The sequence below is a fragment of the Streptomyces sp. YIM 130001 genome (genome assembly GCF_003574445.1).
Taxonomy (GTDB): Bacteria; Actinomycetota; Actinomycetes; order Streptomycetales; family Streptomycetaceae; genus Streptomyces.
Window position 1 is genome coordinate 72,120 of the sequence record NZ_KZ984572.1, and the last position, 17,536, is coordinate 89,655.

The following is a 17,536-nucleotide window of genomic DNA, read 5'->3' on the forward strand; positions in this document are numbered from 1 at the left end:
CGGCCGCAACCGCAGCCGCCCTCGGGGACCACCGCAGGCCACATGGTCGTCTGCGGGGACGACGCCCTCGCGCAGCGGCTCGCCTCCGAGCTGCGGGACGTCTACCGGGAGCGGGTCACCCTCGTCGTACCGCCCGCGGAGCGCCGTCCGGCGATGCCGCTCACCGGCCGTGCCCGGGCGACCGCACTGCTCGGGCGGATGTCGGCGGCGATGGGGCGCGGCGGTGCGAACGGCGGCGACGAGCCCGAGCGGCTGATCGAGGCACCGGACCTGACCGACGAGGTGCTCCTCGACGCCGGCGTGGAGCACGCCGGTGCGCTCGCGCTCGTCCACGACGACGACGAGGCGAACATCCGGGCCGCCCTCTCCGCCCGCCGTCTCAACCCCCGCCTCGCCCTGGTCATCCGGCTCTACAACCGCAAGCTGGGCCAGTACCTGAAGGATCTCCTCGACCAGGCCGCCGTCCTGGCCGAACCGGACGCTCCGGACACCGGGCCGGACGCGCAGGGCTTCCCGGCCGACTCCGCGACGACGGTCCTGTCCGACGCGGACACCGCCGCGCCGTCGCTCGCCGCGACCGCCGTGGCCGGCACCAGCAAGGTCATTCAGGCCGACGGGCTGCTGTTGCGTGCCGCGGAGCGGCAGCCGCCGCGCCCGGGCGCCGTCCCCGATCCCGGCCTGTGCACCCTCGCCCTACTGTCGTCGACGAGCAGTGACCCGCAGGGCGCGGAGGGGTCCGACGACAGCCGCGACGCACCCCAACTCCTGCCCGACGACGCCACGGTGGCCGCCGCGTCCGACCGCGGAACCGTCGTACTGGAAGCCGTCTCGCACGCGGGCCCGGCCGTGCCGCCCGGGCGCCGGCTCGCGCGGCGCGGGGCCCGGCTCTCGCACCTGTTCTCGCTACGGCTCCGCTGGTCGCTGTTCGGCCTGATCGTCTCGGTCCTGGTGCTCGCGATGGCGTCCTCCTGGCTCACCGACGACCATCCGCTGCACGCGATCTATCTGGCGTTCCTCGACCTGTTCTCGATCAATGAGCCTGCGACGGAGGGTCCGTTGAGCAGGCAGATCCTTCAACTCCTCTCCGGCTTCGTGGGATTGCTGCTGCTGCCGGTGCTACTGGCCGCGGTACTCGAGGCGTTGGGCGCCTTCCGCTCGGCCTCCTCGTTGCACCGGCCGCCGCGCGGGCTCGCGGGGCACGTCGTACTCCTCGGGCTCGGCAAGATCGGCACCCGGGTGCTCGCCGATCTGCGCGAACTCGACATCCCGGTGGTCTGCGTGGAGGAGGACCCCGAGGCGCGCGGTATCGCGCTCGCCCGGCGTCTGCGTGTCCCGGTGGTGCTCGGCGACGTCACGCAGGACGACGTCCTGGAGGCGGCCAAGGTTCACCGCGCGCACGCCCTGCTCGCCCTGACCAGCATCGACACCACGAACCTCGAGTCCGCCCTGTACGCCCGCACCCTCAAGCCGGGTCTGCGGGTCGCCCTGCGGCTGTACGACGACGAGTTCGCCACCGCCGTGTACCGCACCCTGCGGGCCGCGCACCCCGACGCGTTCACCCGCAGCCGCAGTGTCACCTCGCTGGCCGCGCCGTCGTTCGCGGCGGCGATGATGGGCCGGCAGATCCTGGGTGCGGTGCCGGTCGAGCGCCGGGTGCTGCTGTTCGCCGCGGTCGAGGTCGCGGGGCATCCGCTGCTCGAGGGGCACAGCGTCGCCGACACCTTCCGGCCCGGTCACTGGCGGGTGATCGCGCTCGACTCCAAACCGGCGGCCGAGGGCCTGCCGGACCTGACGGCGGCCCCGTCCCCGTACACCGAGGAACCGCACGAACCGCGCCTGATCTGGGACATGCCCGCCGACCGCGTACTGACCGCCCGCGACCGCGTCGTGGTGGCCGCCACCCGCCGTGGTCTCGCCGAACTCCTCGGCCATGGCAACTCCCCGGACAGCAGCTCGGCGGCGCGGGGGCGCACGGCGCCGTGAGTGCTTCGAGCGCTGTGATTGTGCTGTGAGTGCCGGGAACGAGCGGACCGGCCGGCCCCTGGTGGGGTCCGGCCGGTCCGTCTGGGTGCGGAGGTACCGCTGACGCCGAGAGCTCAGACGTTGACGCCGAAGTCCTGGGCGATGCCGCGCAGGCCCGAGGCGTAACCCTGGCCGACCGCGCGGAACTTCCACTCGGCGCCGTGCCGGTAGAGCTCGCCGAAGACCATGGCGGTCTCGGTGGAGGCGTCCTCGGAGAGGTCGTAGCGGGCGATCTCCTGATTGTTGGCCTGGTTGACGACGCGGATGAACGCGTTGCGGACCTGGCCGAAGGACTGCTGGCGGTTCTCGGCGTCGTGGATGGACACCGGGAACGAGACCTTCGCGACCTGGGCGGGCACGGCGGCCAGGTTCACCTTGATCGACTCGTCGTCGCCCTCGCCCTCACCGGTGAGGTTGTCACCGGTGTGCTCGACGGAGCCGTCGGGGCTGGTGAGCTGGTTGTAGAAGATGAAGTGGCTGTCGGAGAGGACGCGGCCGTCCTCGCCGCAGAGCAGCGCCGACGCGTCGAGGTCGTAGTCGGTGCCGGTCGTCGTACGGACGTCCCAGCCGAGGCCGATCAGGACCGCGGTCAGACCCGGTGCTTCCTTGCTGAGTGAGACGTTGCCGCCCTTGGCGAGGGAAACCCCCATGCTGATGTCTCCTTTCGGTGCGCCCGTGCCGGACGCTCTGCGATCACGCGCTGACTCGTTGGCTCGTTGACTCGTTCGCTCACTGATTCGTTAAGCCGGATACCGAAAATCTACAACACTGTAGAAATCCACCGTACGGCCACCCGTGCGGCTGTGCGTCCGGTCCGCCTTCGTAGGGCTCCAGTATCCGGCCCCGCATCCTTGGGGGACGCTGCTTCGGCCGAGCCGGTTCACTGTCGGCCGTGACGGATCGGGGCGGGGCGGCAATCAGCGGGAGGTCTGGCCCGAGGTCTGGCGCGCGGCCTGGCTTGAGTCGGTGCGCGGCTTCGGGGGCCTTGCCGACTTCACGGACTGCACGGATGTCGCCGCCTTGACGGCTTTCAGGGATGTCGCCGACTTCGCCGACTTCACCGACTTCACCGCCTTCACCGGCTTCATCGACTTCACGGACTTCACGGACTTCACGGACTTCACGGACTTCACGGAAGGGGTGACTCCGCGCGAGTCCGGGCGGAGGCCCGTGCGTGCGGACGCGCGGCGGGGGCGTTCGACGGCCAGGCCCTGGCGTTCCATCCGGGTGCGGAGGGTGGTGAGGATGCGGGTCAGCAGGCGGGAGACATGCATCTGCGTCACTCCGATCTCCTCGCCGATCTCGCTCTGCGTCATGTCCGCGACGAAGCGCAGCGCGAGGATGTGGCGCTCGCGCTCGGAGAGGCCGGCGATGAGCGGCTTGAGGGTGTGCAGGTCCTCGACCAGGGCGAGGTCGGGATCCTGGTAGCCGATGTGGCCGGCGATGGTGTCGTCGAAGTCCGGGCTGTCGGCGGGGAAGTCGAGTGAGGTGGCGGTGTATCCGTTGGCGGCGGCGAGGCCCTCGGCGACCTCGGCCGTGTCCAGGCTCAGATGGTCCGCGAGTTCGGCGGTCGTCGGCCGGCGCCCGTTCTGCTGCTCCAGATCGGCGGTGGCGCGGGACAGGTCGAGCCGGAGTTCCTGCAGGCGGCGCGGGACGTGCACGGCCCAGGTGGTGTCGCGGAAGAACCGTTTGATCTCGCCGATGACGGTCGGCAGCGCGAAACTGGTGAACTCGACGCCACGCTGCAGCTCGAACCGGTCGATGGCCTTGATCAGGCCGATGGTGCCGACCTGTACGACATCCTCGTGCGACTCGGGCCGCGGGCGCAGGCGGGTGGCCGCGTAGTGCACGAGGTTCAGATTGAGCTCGACCAGACTGTTGCGCACGTAAGCGAACTCCGGTGTGCCTTCCTGGAGTTGACTCAGTCTGGTGAACAACGTCCGTGACAGGCGCCGCACATCGGCCGTGGGCAGCTGCCCGGCCGGGACGACGGGACGCCCGATCTCTTTCCCGAGGCGGAGCGCACCGGGCCCGCCGGTATGTCGCTCCCGACCTGCCTGGGTTCCGGGGCGCGCGGCCGCCGCGGTGGAGCTACTGCTGACCCGAGTCGCCATCGTCTCTCCCGAGGTCGAGCGCGCCCTCCGGCCGAGAGCACGGCGTGGCCCGCACCTACCCGGGAGTTCCCGTTACATGTCCGTGACTTGACTTCCCCCACGCCGACACGGCGCCACCCCCACCGCCCTCACCTCACCGGGATGCCTTCTTGATCCAGGAACTCCCTTACGCGGTAAGGGTCTTGGCTCAGTGGTCGAGTACTGGAAAGTGCCTCGCCGTCGTTCGTATTTCACACGTGGACCGCGGCAAGGGGCGGGCGGAGCGCCGGGTCCGCCCCCGGCCGCCGGATCGCCCACCGCGCGCCGGGCATTGGCTCGGTGGCTGCAGTGGGACCACCTCGGGCGGAGGGGGCGGGAGTGAGTAGTCCTACAGGGTGGACAGTTCGGCCAGCATGCGGGCCGCCGGGGCGGGATCGACGAGCCACTTGAGGTGGCTGGAGGGGACGGTGCGGACGTCGTAGGGGTTGTCCGGGTTGAGGGCGTTGCCCTCGCGGATGAGGCGGTCCTGGAGGGCGAGCGGCATGCTCGTGTCGTGCTCGAGCCGGATGTACGTCTTCGGGATGCTGCCCCAGGTGTCGGCCCGGGCGCGGTCCGCGGAGGTGCCGGCGTCCAGGTTCTCGTCCGGCTGGAAGGTGTTGAGGAACGTCAGGAACTGCTCGTCCGTACCGTCCGCCAGGAAGGCCGCCTTGGTCGCGGTGAGGAAACTCGCGTCGTTCGTGCGGAAGTTGACCCGCAGCAGGCCGAGTCGGGCCGGGTCGGCAGCTACGCCGGGGCCGAAGGCGCCCGGGTCGACGGTGGCCATCTCCGGCTCGGCGTAGTAGTCGTTCACGTCGAGGTCGACCGGGCACCACGAGGAGACGTAGACGATGCGGTCGATCAGGTCGGGGCGGGCGTTGGCCGCGACCGTGGCCGTGGCGCCGCCGCGGCTGTGCGAGACGAGGATGACCGGACCGTTCTCCTTGGCCCGCTCGAGGATCCCGGTCAGGTGCGCCGCGTTGTCCGCGAGCGTGACGCCCTTGATCGCGCCAGGCGCCGAGGCCAGACCCTCCGGGTCCTGCGGCGCCTGGTAGGCGCGCGTGTACGTGGCCCCGAACCCGTGCCCCGGCAGATCGACGGCCACCGAACGGTGTCCGAGCAGTCCCAGCTCGGCCTGGAGCGGGGCGAACGAGAAGGAGTTCGCGAACGCTCCGTGGACGAGTACGAAGGTCGGTTGTGTCGACTGCGGCATGCGGGAGGCTCCATCTCGTCAGGCCCGGTCGTGGATGTGGTCCGGGCGGGGCGCACCGCGGGCGGAGGCCGATGCCCTACCCGAACGTCACGCTAACCACCAGATGATCATTCGCACACCGGTATCACTCACTCCGTTTGACTCTTTCCGGAGGTCGTGGGCCGAGTCGTCCCCGTATCGCCGTCCGGCGCCGCCTTGTCACCGCCGACGGCCACCACTACTGTCACCACGCCTTGGTGCACGGGAAACCGGTGAAGAACCGGTGCGGCCCTCGCCACTGTGATCGGGAAGTCCGGCTCCAGCCTCCGCCGGGACGACCGCACCACCGAAGTCCGGTGGGCGGCGGCCCTCGGGGGCGGCCACTGGGTCCTCGGACCCGGGAAGGCGGAGTACGGGCGGTGTCACCCGTCAGCCAGGAGACCGGCCAGGGCGCGTCAACCATCCACGAGGTGCTGGAGAGGGTCTGTTGCGCCATGCATATAGCCGAGGGCTTTCTGCCCCCTGTGCACGCGGTCGCCTGGGGCGTCGCGGCCGCACCGTTCGTCGTCCACGGGGTACGGTCGCTCACCCGCGAGGTACGGGAACACCCTGAGAGCACCCTGCTCCTCGGTGCCTCCGGAGCCTTCGCCTTCGTCCTGTCCGCACTCAAATTGCCGTCGGTCACCGGCAGTTGTTCCCATCCCACCGGCACAGGACTCGGTGCGATCCTGTTCCGGCCGCCGGTGATGGCGGTCCTGGGCACGATCACCCTGCTGTTCCAGGCGCTGCTGCTCGCGCACGGTGGCCTGACCACACTGGGTGCCAACGTCTTCTCGATGGCGATCGTCGGCCCCTGGGCCGGTTACGGCATCTACCGGCTGCTGCGGCGGTACGACGTGTCGCTGATGGTCGCCGTGTTCTTCGCCGCGTTCGTCGCGGACCTGTCCACGTACTGCGTGACGAGCGTGCAGCTGGCGCTCGCCTTCCCCGACCCGGGCAGCGGATTCCTGGGCGCACTCGGCAAGTTCGGCTCGATCTTCGCCGTCACGCAGATCCCGTTGGCGGTGAGCGAGGGACTGCTCACGGTCATCGTGATGCGTCTGCTCGTGCAGTCGAGCAAGGGGGAACTGACGAGGCTGGGCGTGTTCTTGACGGGGCGTAAGGAAAAGCTCGGGGCCGGGTCCGGGTCCGGGGCCGCCGCTCCCGCCGCAGTCGACACCGCAGCCGACGCCCACGCCCACGCCGACGCCGACGCCGACGCCGAGGAGGGCGTGACCCGATGAAGCGCAGCACGAGGATCAACGCCCTCCTGCTCCTGGCTGTCGCCGCCCTCGCCGTGATCCCGCTGGTGTTCGGCCTCGGCGACCACAAGGAGGAGCCGTTCGCCGGCGCCGACGGCGAGGCGGAGACGGCGATCACCGAGATCGAACCGGACTACGAGCCATGGTTCACCCCGCTCTACGAACCCCCCTCCGGCGAGATCGAATCCGCACTCTTCGCCCTGCAGGCGGCGATCGGCGCGGGCGTACTGGCCTACTACTTCGGCCTGCGGAAGGGGCGCAGGCAAGGCGAGGCGCGGCGGCGGACGGAGCCCGCGGAGAACGGCACGGGAGAGCCGGCCGACTCCGGCGAGCCGGCGGGCGGTCCGGAGCCCGGCGGCCCGCCGCATCGGGAGACGACCCCGAAGCCGGAGCCGTCATCGAGCCCCGAAGCTCCCCGGCCCTGACCCGGCCCCGCCCGCATGCTCCCCATAGACGCGGCGGCGCACAGCAGTCGCTGGCGCCGCCGCCACCCCGTGGACAAGGCCGTACTGGGCCTCGGCCTCACCGTCCTGGCCATCTCCCTGCCGCCGTGGCCGGGCGCCGCCCTCGTCCTGGTCACCGCTCTGACCACGCTGCTCGGGCCGGCGCGAGTACCGGCGCGGCGGCTCTGGCGCGCCTACCGCGTCCCGCTCGGCTTCTGCGTCACCGGCGCGCTGCCGCTCCTCGTCCGGATCGGCGGTCCCGACGCCTTCATCGGCCTCGCCGACCGCGGCCCGCAGCACGCCGCCGAACTCCTCCTGCGCACCTCCGCCGCCTCCCTCGGCGTGCTGCTCTTCGCGTTCACCACCCCGATGTCCGACCTGCTGCCCCGCCTCGCCAGGGCCGGCGTACCGGCGCCCGTCGTGGACGTCGCCCTGGTCACGTACCGGATGAGCTTCCTGCTTCTGGATTCCGTACGCCGCATCCGGGAGGCGCAGGGGGCGCGGCTCGGGCACACCACGCGGGCGGCGACCTGGCGTTCGCTCGGAGGGCTCGGCGCGACGGCGTTCGTCCGCGCCTTCGACCGTGCGTCCAGGCTGCAGGACGGCCTCGCGGGCCGCGGCTACGACGGCACCCTGCGCGTCCTGGTCCCAGAGACCCGCGTCTCGCCGCGCTTCGTGGGCACGGCGCTCGCGCTCCTCGCGACGGTCGCCGCCCTCACCTTCACCCTGCGGGCCGCACTGCCCTCCGTACTGCACCCCTGACCCCGCCGGCACGCCGTAACTCCTCGACTCCCGCACGCCGTAGTTCCTCAACTCCCGTACCCCGTACCGGAAAGGCCGCCCCGTGAACGACCCCGCAGGAGCCGCCTCGCCCACCGCCCCCGCCGAAACCGCGGCACCGCCCCTGGTCGCCCTGTGCTCCACCGCCTTCGCCTACGAAGACACCCCGCCCGTCTTCGACGACCTGGACTTCGAAGTACCCGAGGGCGAAGCCTGCGCCCTGCTCGGTCGCAACGGCAGCGGCAAGACCACCCTCATGCGCCTTCTGAGCGGCGGACTCCGGCCCACAGCAGGGAAGTTGACGCTCGACGGCGAACCCGTCGCGTACAGCCGCAAAGGCCTGACCCGCCTGCGCACGACCGTCCAACTGGTCGTCCAGGATCCGGACGACCAGCTCTTCGCCGCATCCGTCGCCCAGGACGTGTCGTTCGGCCCCCTCAATCTCGGCCTGCCGGACACCGAGGTCCGCATCCGCGTCACCGAGGCCCTCGACGCGCTCGACATCACCCCGCTCGCCGACCGCCCGACCCACCTGCTCTCCTACGGCCAGCGCAAACGCACCGCGATCGCCGGTGCCGTCGCCATGCGTCCCCGCGTCCTGATCCTCGACGAACCCACCGCGGGCCTGGACCCCGACGGCCAGGAACGCCTCCTCGCCACCCTCGACAGTCTTCGCACCACCGGCACCACGATCCTCCTGGCCACCCACGATGTGGACCTCGCCCTTCGCTGGTCCACCAGAGCGACCCTCCTCACCCCGAACGGTGCCCACACGGGCCCGACTCCCGAAACCCTCTCCCGCCCTGACCTCCTCCGGGCGGCGGGACTCCGCCTGCCCTGGGGTGTTGCCGTCTCCCGACTCCTGCGCGCGCAGGGCCTGTTGGAGCCGCGCACTCCCGGCCCTCGTACGCCCGAGGAGTTGGCGGCCCTGACCGGCGACCGGTGAGTCCGTGTCGAACGCCGTACCGTCCACCACCAGTACGGAAGGCCGATGGTGGCCCTTGCCTTGCCTCGCGTTGCCTTGTCCCTGCGACTCGGCGCGGGGCCAGGAACCGCCCAACCGACCGATCGCGCAGCCGAGTTCGCGGTCAGCGGCGCATATGGCCGGCCCTGCTACTCGAACGCTTCACGGATCTGCCCGAGCCACTGCGTGCCGAGCTCGGTCCCGTTCGGCAGCTGGTCGTCCCGGTCCCAGCGCCAGGCGGTGACGATGGCCAGGACGAGGAGCCGGCACTCGCGCAACAAGTCCCGGTCGACGCCGGGGTAGTGGTCGCCGACTGCCTCGGGCGCATGTGCGAGGTCGAACTCGACAGGCCCGCGGCAGAAGGTCTCGAGGTCGATGAAACGCAGACCGTCGTCGGTGGTGGGCAGCAGGTTGCCCGGGTGAGGTTCGCCGTGCAGCAACTGCTCGGCCGCACCGCGCTCACCGATCGCCCGGCTCACGTTCCGCAGCGTACGGACGAGGAGGTCCCGGTCCGCGTCCGAGAGTGCCGGACTGCGCTCGGGACAGGACACGACCAGCCGGGCCTGCTCCACCCGTTCCATGAAGTGCGGTGCCCTGACGTCCAGTTCACGCATCCCGGCATGCAGCCGCCCGAGCGCACGGGCGTAGTCGGCCGGCGGGACCTCATCCGCAGTCGTGGACGCGTAGTACGTCCAGAACGTGATGGCGAACCCGTCGCGCTGGTAGACGCGCGGCTCGACGCGCGGCTCAAGTGCCGCCACAGGACTGCCGTTTGCCGTGAGCCGCTGGGCGAGATCGATCTCGAACTCCGCGACATGCTGTGCCGCGGGCGCCACCCGCGCCATCACGTCGCACGGCAGCAGCCGCAGTGCGAGCTTGTTCGAGTTCTGCAGGACGACCACGTCGTCGACGTCGAGGCCGAGCGACCGCGCGAGCGCGGTGCCGCCGGCCACGGCCTGCCGCACCTCATCCACCAGCATCTTCGACCGCCCCCTGCCGCGCACTCTCGCGGCTGTACGACAACCCGGCCACGTTACCAATCCGCGCCGCGTCGCGCGCCGTTCACAGCGGGTCGAGAACCATGAGGATCTCGTCCCGGTCGTCCCCGGGCGCCAGCCGCAGCGCACCGGGCCACCGGCCGATCTCCTTCCAGCCGAGCTGTCCGTAGAACCCTTCAAGACCGACACCCGCGCGCGCCGCGAGGCGCAGTTGTTCCAGGCCCATGTCGTCGCGGGCGAGCCTGCGGGCCTCGTTCATCAGCGCGGCCCCGTGCCCGCGACCGCGAACGGACGGACGCGTCTGTACGTGGTGCAGCGTGCCCCAGTGCGAGATCAGCGACCACGGATCACGCCGCACATGCAGCCAGCCGACGAGCTCGCCGCGACGGGTCGCCCTCAGCAGGCGGCTGGTGGCAGGCGCGAGACCGTCGACGATTCCGTCGACCGCTGGCGTCGCCTCGGCGTCACCGATCGGCGGGAACGGAAAGCCCGCGGCCCCACCCGCATTGGTCACCTCGACCCAGCACCTGGCGAGCGCCCGCCGCACCTGCGGCGCGACAGCATCGGCCGACGTGAACTGCCTGAAGACGGATGCACTGTCGATCATCGGCGGATCGTCGCACGAGGGTCTGACAGGGGTGGCTCCGCCTCATCTCCGGCCCGCACCGACCGGCCAGATCGCCAGGGTGCGGGCGGCCGTTGAACGCACCCGGCGAAATGCGCGGCCCTACTCGCCCCCGGCAAGCAGCAGTGACTTGCCCACCGTGGTGCGCGCGGCCAGCGCGCGGTGCGCGTCGGCGGCCCGGTCCAACGGGTAGGTGGCGCCGATCGCGGGGCGGAGACGTCCGTCGGCGGCGTACTTCAGGGCCTGGTCGAGGAGTTCCCGGACGTGCCCTTGGTCCGGCGGGCCGTCCGCGAGCGGCTCGAGCAGCCGTATGTTCCGGCGTTCGGCTGATTCCCGGTCCGGGGCGGCGAAACCGTCGGCGGTGCCGTAGGTGACGAACCGTCCACCGTCCGCGAGCGCATCGAGGGTGCTCGAACCGAGCGCACCGCCGGCGCCGTCGTAAGCGAGCGCCGCACCGCCCCCGGTCGCCTCGCGCACCTGCTCGATCCAGTCCGCCCGCGTGTAGTCGACGACGACCTCGGCGCCGAGGTCGCTGGCGAGGGCCCGCTTCGCGTCACTGGACGCGGCGGCCACCACCCGCGCTCCGGCGTCGACGGCCAACTGCACCAGCAGCGAGCCCGCCCCTCCGGCCGCCGCCGAGACGAGTACCCACTCCCCGCTGCGCGGCGCCCCCAGCCGGTGCAGGTCGAGCGCGGTCACGCCGTCGTGCACCAGAGCGGCCGCCGTCGTGGGGGCCAGCCCGTCCGGGATCGGCATGACCTCCTCCTCGCTCGCGACGACCTGCTCGGCATAGCCGGTCCCGGTCCGTACGGCCACGTGCCGGCCGATCCGGTCCGGGTCCACGCCGTCACCGACGGCCAGCACCTCACCGGCACCTCCGCCACCCGGCACGTACGGCAGCGTGCGCGGGAAGATGTCCTGGCCCCAGCCGCTGCGCAGCAGGGTGTCCAGGAAGATGACGTCGGCCGCCACCATGCCGACGACGACCTGTCCGGGGCCGGGCACGGGATCGGGCAGGTCCACCGGGGCCAGTACCTCCGGTGCGCCGAACGCGGCCACCTGTATCGCACGCATGAGCAGCTCCTTTCGTCGAGGACGACGTTCCGCCCACTGTCCAACCTCAAGTCCGGTCGAGGTCAAGGAGAGCTCCCGGCCGCCGGCTGGACCGCCTTCCCGGCCGCGCCGACTCCGGCGGCCGAGCAGGTGTACCCCGGCGGCCGAGCAGGCGTACTCCGGCGGCATTGCTACCGTGCGCGGTGGCCGAGAGGGTGATCCGGAGCGGGACCCAGGGGGTGGTCATGGCCGAGGTGAGCCGGGGCGAGGACGGCGTGCTCGAGCCGCGTCTGCGGTTGGGCGGGGTCGCGTTGCGCGGGGCTGCGTACGGAGTGGGGGCGGCGGTCTGCGTGGGCGGCGCCGCGTTCGTCTTCCAGGAGCACGACGACCGTGTCGACTTCCTGGAGGCGACCACGTTCCTCGCCCTCCTGACCGGGGCGGTCTGCCTGCTGACGGGGCTGTTCTTCTGGGCCTCCAGCTCCGGCGAGGTCCTGCGCTGGCGCGACTTCTTCACGACGAGCTCGCCCCACGACGTGGTCTCGATCGTCGCCCCTTGGCTGGTCCGCGCCGGAACCTTCCTCCTGGTCCCGGTCCCGTTCGCGTACGGCCTGTCCGAACTCGTCGCATCCGCCACGGTCGGATCCTGGCTGTGGGGCGGCGCCTGACGGGACCCGGGGTGCGTCCCGCGAGCTCGCGCGCCCCGTTCCCCGAGCCGCCATGGGAACGCCGTCGCGGCCTCACGACTCCCCGGTACCCGACCGGCGCAGACCGCGCAGGACGAGTTCCGTGGCCGTCACCACCGCGTCGGCCGGGACCGCGTCCGGGTCGAGGGCGCGCTGGATGGCCAGGCCGTCCTCCAAGGCGTGCACGACAAGCGCGGGGAAGGCGGCCTGACCGGCGTCGATCCCCAACTCGTGGGCCACGGCGCCGGTCAGCGCGTCACGGGCGATCGCCTCGCGGTCGGCGAGGACCGAAGGGCGGCCGAGTTCGCGCTGGAGTGCGTGGCGGATCAGTTCAAGGCGTAGCGCCAGCCACTCCTCGACGTGCTCCGAGCGCGCGCGGTGCCAGGCGCGCAGCGCCTCCCAGGTGTCGCCCTCGGCCGCGGCGAGTTCGGCCACCTCGTCGCGCTCGCGGCGGGTGCGTTCCTCGAGCAGGGCCGCGACGAGGGCGTCCTTGTCGGCGAAGTGGCCGTAGAACGCTCCGCGTGTGTAGCCGGCCCGTTCGGCGATCCGCTCCACCGAGGCCCCGGCCACCCCGGTCTCGGCGAACACCTCGGCGGCCGCGTCGAGCAGCCGGGACCGGGTCCGTTCCTGTGATTCCCGCCGGGAAAGACGCTCAGCCACGCGTGCTCCTCCCCGCGGCGTCGCCGGCAACGCGGCTCCTGCGGCCGCTCGGGCGGCGGATCTTGATGTCGTCCATGCAGGTCACGTCGATGTGGTCGGCGGTCACGGTCACGCCGTAGCGCTCCGCCCAGGCCTGCAGCGCTCCCGCGCCCTCCGCCTCGGCCGCGAGCTGCGGGTCCTCGACGTCCTCGTCCAGGCGGGTCTCGAACCGGAAGGCCAGACCGTGCAGTTCGGGCCCGTACGTCACCGTGCCCTCGGCGGTGTACCGAGCCGAGAGGACCCCGTGCTCGCCGGCCTCGGCCGCCAGCCGGCCGCGGGCACGTGCGGACAGCTCCACGAACTTGCCTCTGATCGTCACCCGGTAAGTACGCGACGCACCCATGGCTCCCTCAGCACTCCCTCACTCAAAAACATCGGCGAATCCAGATACAAGTATGTATCTTAAATGCCATGACCGCCACGACGCACCACGTGCACGACCTGCACCACCCACACGACCCCACCACCTGGACCGCGACCCGGATCCGGGGCTCGGTCGCGTCCGGCGACACCCGCGCGGCCGACGTCGTCGAGGCCCACCTGGCCCGTCTCGACCGCCTCAACCCCCGTATCGCGGCCGTGACTTCACGCCGTGACGAGGAAGCGCGGCGGGACGCGGCGGCCATCGACGACGCCGTCGCACGCGGCGAGGAGGTCGGGCCGCTGGCCGGAGTGCCGATCACGGTCAAGGAGACGACCGACGTCGCCGGCCTCGCCACGACACACGGTCTACGAGCCTTCGCCGGCCGCGTGGCCCAGGCCGACGCCCCGCCGGTCGACCTCCTGCGCCGCGCCGGCGCGATCGTCATCGGCCACACGAACATGCCGACCCTGACCCTGACCGGCATGCACCCGCGCAGCGAACTCTTCGGGGACACCGTCAACCCGTGGGACCCGCAGGTCACCCCGGGCGGCAGCAGCGGTGGCGACGCCGCGGCCGTGGCCGCCGGACTGGCCGCCTGCGGGCTCGGGAACGACGCCGGCGGCTCCACCCGGCTCCCCGCGCAGTTCTGCGGCATCGCCGGAATGAAGCCGACGCCCGGACGATTCCCCGCCGATCACCGGATCGGCCCGGACGACCCGTCGCCGGCCTCGGCGCTGTTCCCCGTCGACGGCCCCCTCGCGCGGACCGTGGCCGACCTGCGCGCCGTCTTCGAGGTGCTCGCCGTGGCCGACCCGCGCGATCCACGAGCCGTGCCCGCCCCGCTGTACGGCCCGGAGGTCCCCCGCACGGTCGGCATCGTCCGCGACCCGGGCGGCCACGGAGTGGACCAGGCCGTGCTCACCGCGCTCGACGACGCAGCCCAGGCGCTCACCGACAGCGGATACCGCGTCGTCGAGACCGACGTGCCGATGCTCGACGAGGCGCTCGAGGTCTACACCGGCATGGTCCTCACCGAGTTCGCCGGAAACTGGCCCGCGATCAGCGCCCTCGTCGGCCCGGACGCCTCGCGCTACATCAACTTCGACCTCGACGAACACCCGCCCCTGGACCTCCCGGGCTACCTCGGCCGCGCCGCCCGGCACCTCACTGTCCGCAGGGCATGGGCCCGGCACGCGGTGGACATGCCGCTCCTGCTCGGCCCGGTCAGTACCAGGGCGTCCTTCACGCCCGGCCAGGAATCCAGCTCCGCCGAGGAGAAGCGCCGCTTCGGGCACTCGATGACGCTCAACGTCTGGTCCACCGCCGTCGGCGCCCCCGCCGTCGCCGTACCGACCGGACTCGCCGACGGCCGGCCGGTCGGTGTCCAACTGATCGGCCCCGCATGGCGGGAGGACGTCGTACTCGACGCCGCGCAGGCCGTCGAGAACACCTGCGGCGTACTGACCCCGACGGAGCCCCGATGACCGACACCGGCGCCCCCACCCTCGCCACCGTCCTGCGCAACCAGTTCGAACTCACCTGGGCCCTGGCCGAGGTGCACCTCGGCCCACTCACCGACGACGACCTGCTCCGGGCGCCTGCCGCCAACCACTGGACCGTCCGCCGCGACGGCGACGGCACCTGGCGCCCGGACTGGGACCTCGACGAGGACGGCCGCGAGCCCGACCCCGTACCCGCACTCACCGGCGCCTGGGTGAGCTGGCACCTCGGGTGGTGGTGGACGACCGCACGCGACCACCTGCGCGGTCTCGAGCCGCCGCGGCGCGAGGACGTCACCTGGCCCGGAGCCGCCACCGAGACGGTCATCTGGCTACGCGGCCTGGCCGACGACTGGCGCACCCTGCTCACCGACCTCGGCAACGATCCGGACGCACTCGCCGCCCCGGCCCCGTACCCCTGGCCACCGGGCTCGGACCGCACGGTCGCGGACACCCTCGCCTGGGCCAACGCCGAACTCATGAAGAACGTCGCCGAGCTCGGCCAGCTCCGGATGCTGCGGCACGCGGACGCGCCGCCGCAGAGCGACTGACGAACCACCGCCGGCATCGCGGCTCTGTATCAGGCTTGGCTTATATAAGCGCTGCATGGCATGGTTGGCGTATGCACGCCTTCGACGTACTCGGCGATCCGGTCAGGCGCCGGATCCTGGAGCTGCTCGCCCTCGGCGAGCACACGTCGGGCCAGGTCAGCGCCGTGATCAGGGGCGAGTTCGGGATCTCCCAGCCGGCCGTGTCGCAGCACCTGCGGGTGCTCCGCGACAGCGGCTTCGCGTCCGTGCGAGCGGAGGGCACCCGGCGGCTGTACGCCGTCGAGGCCGAGCCGCTGCGTGAGGTGGACGCCTGGCTGGAGCGGTTCCGCGGGTTCTGGGAGCAGCGGCTCGACGCGTTGGGCACGGAGCTCGCGCGCGGCAAGCGCGAGGGTAAGCGAGTTGAGGAAGCGAGCGGTGATGAGTGACATCGTCGAGGAGATCAACCGGATGCACCGCGAGGTCGGCAGCCGCACGGTGCCGACGGGCGAGGCACACACCGTGCTGCTGCGCCGCACCTACGAGGCGGAGATCGCCGACGTATGGGACGCGGTCACATCGCCGGAGCGGCTCGGACGCTGGTTCCTGCCGGTGAGCGGCGAGTTCAGGATCGGCGGGCGGTACCAGCTGGAGGGCAACGCCGGCGGCGAGATCCTCGAGTGCACCCCGCCGGAACGACTGCGGGTGTCCTGGCTGTACGGACCCGACCCCGGATTCAGCGAGGTCGAGGTGCGGCTGACGGCCGACGGACCGGGGCGGACCGTGTTCGAGCTGGAGCACGCGGCGGTGGTGCCGGAGGAGTTCTGGGGGCAGTTCGGTCCCGGAGCCACCGGCGTGGGCTGGGATCTGGGGCTGGTCGGCCTGGTCCGGCACCTCGCGGGAGACGGCCCGGTCAGCGACTGGGACTCGTCACCGGAGGGCAAGGCGTGCGCGGCACGGTCCGGCGAGGCGTGGGGAGCGGCATACGCGGCCTCGGGCGCGGACCCCGAGACCGTCGCGGCCACGACGGCGGCGACGGTCTCGTTCTACACGGCGGCCGGGTAGGGCTCGTCGTTGCGACCAGCAAGTGAGGGCCGACTCCGTAAAAACCATTTGGCGGACGAGAGCGAGCCCCGCTACATTTCCGGAGGCCGTGCGAAAGATCGAGGAGGTGGTACCCGTGAACGTTGTATCGACATGGGTGCTCCCCTCCGGGGTCACGGTCGGGCGATAGGCAGGTCGTCCGGGAGCGCCGATCCAGTGTGCTCCCGAAAGGCACGACCATGCATTCCACTCCGCAGGCCCCCTCGCATTCCCCTTCTGACGCCACCCTGCGTTTCACCTCCGAGCAGCGCCTCGACGACGGCGTCCTCGAACGCGAATTCACCCTCGGTGAGACCCCCGGGGACACCGGCATCCCGGGCATCCTGTGGACGCCCGCAGCCGCACCCTCGCTCAGCCCGGCACCGCTGATCCTGCTCGGCGTCCCTCCCCTCGGGCTGCGCAGGATGCACCCGCGCCTGGTGGCCAGGGCCCAGCAGGCCGCGGCGGACGGCTTCGCCTCGGCCACCATCGAACTCCCCGGAAGCGGCGACCGTCCCCACTGGCCGGCCCTCGACCAGGCACGCGCCGATCTGCGCCGAGCGCTGGAAGCCGGCGAGCCGGTCAGCGACGAGATCATCGACGGCCTCACGCTCCCACTGGTCGACAAGGCGGTGCCGGAATGGCAGTCCGCCCTGGACGCCCTCCTCACGCTCCCCGAGATCGGCGGTCCGGTCGCGTACTCGGGCGGGTTGATCTCCATCGGCGTCCGCCTCGCGGTGGTCGAGCCGCGCATCGTGGCCGCCACGTTCTTCGCCGGGAGCTTCGTGCCGCGCGCCACGTTCGAGGAGGCGCGACGGCTCACCGTTCCGCTGCACGTCCTGCTGCAGTGGGACGACGAAGGCAACGATCGTCAGGCGGCCCTGGACCTCTTCGACGCCTTCGGCTCCGAGGAGAAGTCCCTGCACGCCAACATGGGCGGCCACAAGGGCGTCCCGCAGTTCGCGGGCGACGTCGCGGCCCAGTTCTTCACCCGCCACCTGACCCGAGACCTGACCCGAGACCCGAGCCAAGAACCGGGCCAAGAACCGAGCCAAGTCCTGAGCCAGGATCTGACGTGAGTCCGGAGCGTGAGTCCGGACCATCGGGGCGGCGTCGGCAGAGGTAGTTGACGTCGCCGACTCCAGTCCTTGCACCGTGGGCCCTGCCGAACCTC

Annotated in this window: 17 protein-coding genes, 2 pseudogenes and 1 riboswitch; of the genes and pseudogenes, 11 read left to right on the forward strand and 8 right to left on the reverse strand. The window is 71.8% G+C overall.

What is annotated here, in order from left to right; all coding sequences use genetic code 11:
- Nucleotides 1-42: 42 nt before the first annotated feature.
- Nucleotides 43-1,983: an NAD-binding protein gene (locus DSC45_RS32460; RefSeq protein WP_119295599.1), complete on the forward strand. Its 1,941-nt coding sequence runs from the start codon at nt 43-45 to the stop codon at nt 1,981-1,983.
- Nucleotides 1,984-2,096: 113 nt separating this feature from the next.
- Here DSC45_RS32460 and DSC45_RS32465 read toward each other — a convergent pair whose 3' ends face one another.
- The 3 genes and pseudogenes from DSC45_RS32465 to DSC45_RS32475 all read right to left on the reverse strand — a co-directional run bounded on the left by DSC45_RS32465 (nt 2,097) and on the right by DSC45_RS32475 (nt 5,364).
- On the reverse strand, nt 2,097-2,672 hold the full coding sequence (locus tag DSC45_RS32465; protein WP_119295600.1) for a TerD family protein: 576 nt from the start codon (nt 2,670-2,672) through the stop codon (nt 2,097-2,099).
- Between the two features lie 546 nt (nt 2,673-3,218).
- Nucleotides 3,219-4,025, reverse strand: a pseudogene (locus DSC45_RS36675) (SigB/SigF/SigG family RNA polymerase sigma factor); the annotation flags it as partial.
- Between the two features lie 478 nt (nt 4,026-4,503).
- The gene (locus DSC45_RS32475; RefSeq protein WP_119295601.1) at nt 4,504-5,364 is read right to left on the reverse strand and encodes an alpha/beta hydrolase; all 861 of its coding nucleotides are present in this window, start codon (nt 5,362-5,364) and stop codon (nt 4,504-4,506) included.
- 217 nt (nt 5,365-5,581) lie between these two features.
- Nucleotides 5,582-5,808: riboswitch (cobalamin riboswitch) on the forward strand.
- A gap of 29 nt (nt 5,809-5,837) precedes the next feature.
- On the opposite strand from DSC45_RS32475, the pseudogene DSC45_RS32480 reads away from it, so the two are divergent.
- The 4 genes and pseudogenes from DSC45_RS32480 to DSC45_RS32495 form a co-directional block, all read left to right on the forward strand.
- Nucleotides 5,838-6,488, forward strand: a pseudogene (locus DSC45_RS32480) (energy-coupling factor ABC transporter permease); the annotation flags it as partial.
- Nucleotides 6,489-6,622: 134 nt separating this feature from the next.
- Nucleotides 6,623-7,069, forward strand: coding sequence for an energy-coupling factor ABC transporter substrate-binding protein (locus tag DSC45_RS32485; RefSeq protein WP_119295602.1), 447 nt, complete (start codon nt 6,623-6,625; stop codon nt 7,067-7,069).
- Nucleotides 7,070-7,084: 15 nt separating this feature from the next.
- Nucleotides 7,085-7,849, forward strand: a complete 765-nt coding sequence (gene cbiQ / locus DSC45_RS32490) for a cobalt ECF transporter T component CbiQ (protein WP_119295603.1) — start codon at nt 7,085-7,087, stop codon at nt 7,847-7,849.
- 82 nt (nt 7,850-7,931) lie between these two features.
- Nucleotides 7,932-8,813, forward strand: a complete 882-nt coding sequence (locus DSC45_RS32495; RefSeq protein ID WP_119295604.1) for an energy-coupling factor ABC transporter ATP-binding protein — start codon at nt 7,932-7,934, stop codon at nt 8,811-8,813.
- A gap of 167 nt (nt 8,814-8,980) precedes the next feature.
- Here DSC45_RS32495 and DSC45_RS32500 read toward each other — a convergent pair whose 3' ends face one another.
- The 3 genes from DSC45_RS32500 to DSC45_RS32510 all read right to left on the reverse strand — a co-directional run bounded on the left by DSC45_RS32500 (nt 8,981) and on the right by DSC45_RS32510 (nt 11,528).
- Entirely contained in the window at nt 8,981-9,811 is an 831-nt protein-coding gene (locus tag DSC45_RS32500; protein ID WP_119295605.1) for a phosphotransferase, read from the reverse strand.
- 82 nt (nt 9,812-9,893) lie between these two features.
- Nucleotides 9,894-10,436 (reverse strand): GNAT family N-acetyltransferase, encoded by a 543-nt coding sequence (locus DSC45_RS32505; protein WP_119295606.1) that lies wholly within the window; start codon nt 10,434-10,436, stop codon nt 9,894-9,896.
- A gap of 120 nt (nt 10,437-10,556) precedes the next feature.
- Nucleotides 10,557-11,528: a zinc-binding dehydrogenase gene (locus tag DSC45_RS32510; RefSeq protein WP_119295607.1), complete on the reverse strand. Its 972-nt coding sequence runs from the start codon at nt 11,526-11,528 to the stop codon at nt 10,557-10,559.
- 224 nt (nt 11,529-11,752) lie between these two features.
- Between DSC45_RS32510 and DSC45_RS32515 the strand changes: the two genes are divergently transcribed.
- A complete protein-coding gene (locus DSC45_RS32515) occupies nt 11,753-12,172 on the forward strand; it encodes a DUF6336 family protein (protein ID WP_119295624.1) in 420 nt (139 codons plus the stop codon).
- A gap of 72 nt (nt 12,173-12,244) precedes the next feature.
- On the opposite strand, the gene DSC45_RS32520 is transcribed toward DSC45_RS32515, so the two are convergent.
- Both DSC45_RS32520 and DSC45_RS32525 read right to left on the reverse strand, forming a co-directional pair.
- Complete coding sequence (locus DSC45_RS32520; protein ID WP_119295608.1) at nt 12,245-12,850, reverse strand: TetR/AcrR family transcriptional regulator; 606 nt, start codon at nt 12,848-12,850, stop codon at nt 12,245-12,247.
- On the reverse strand, nt 12,843-13,232 hold the full coding sequence (locus tag DSC45_RS32525) for a DUF6204 family protein (protein WP_119295609.1): 390 nt from the start codon (nt 13,230-13,232) through the stop codon (nt 12,843-12,845). The genes DSC45_RS32520 and DSC45_RS32525 overlap by 8 nt, the downstream gene beginning before the upstream one ends.
- A 68-nt stretch (nt 13,233-13,300) precedes the next feature.
- On the opposite strand from DSC45_RS32525, the gene DSC45_RS32530 reads away from it, so the two are divergent.
- The 5 genes from DSC45_RS32530 to DSC45_RS32550 all read left to right on the forward strand — a co-directional run bounded on the left by DSC45_RS32530 (nt 13,301) and on the right by DSC45_RS32550 (nt 17,441).
- Nucleotides 13,301-14,737 (forward strand): amidase family protein, encoded by a 1,437-nt coding sequence (locus DSC45_RS32530; protein WP_119295610.1) that lies wholly within the window; start codon nt 13,301-13,303, stop codon nt 14,735-14,737.
- Nucleotides 14,734-15,303 (forward strand): DinB family protein, encoded by a 570-nt coding sequence (locus tag DSC45_RS32535; RefSeq protein WP_119295611.1) that lies wholly within the window; start codon nt 14,734-14,736, stop codon nt 15,301-15,303. The genes DSC45_RS32530 and DSC45_RS32535 overlap by 4 nt, the downstream gene beginning before the upstream one ends.
- Before the next feature lie 71 nt (nt 15,304-15,374).
- Nucleotides 15,375-15,728 (forward strand): ArsR/SmtB family transcription factor, encoded by a 354-nt coding sequence (locus DSC45_RS32540; protein ID WP_119295612.1) that lies wholly within the window; start codon nt 15,375-15,377, stop codon nt 15,726-15,728.
- Nucleotides 15,721-16,344, forward strand: coding sequence for an SRPBCC family protein (locus DSC45_RS32545; RefSeq protein ID WP_119295613.1), 624 nt, complete (start codon nt 15,721-15,723; stop codon nt 16,342-16,344). The genes DSC45_RS32540 and DSC45_RS32545 overlap by 8 nt, the downstream gene beginning before the upstream one ends.
- Nucleotides 16,345-16,610: 266 nt before the next feature.
- The gene (locus DSC45_RS32550; RefSeq protein WP_240434977.1) at nt 16,611-17,441 is read left to right on the forward strand and encodes an alpha/beta fold hydrolase; all 831 of its coding nucleotides are present in this window, start codon (nt 16,611-16,613) and stop codon (nt 17,439-17,441) included.
- The last annotated feature ends 95 nt before the right edge of the window (nt 17,442-17,536 follow it).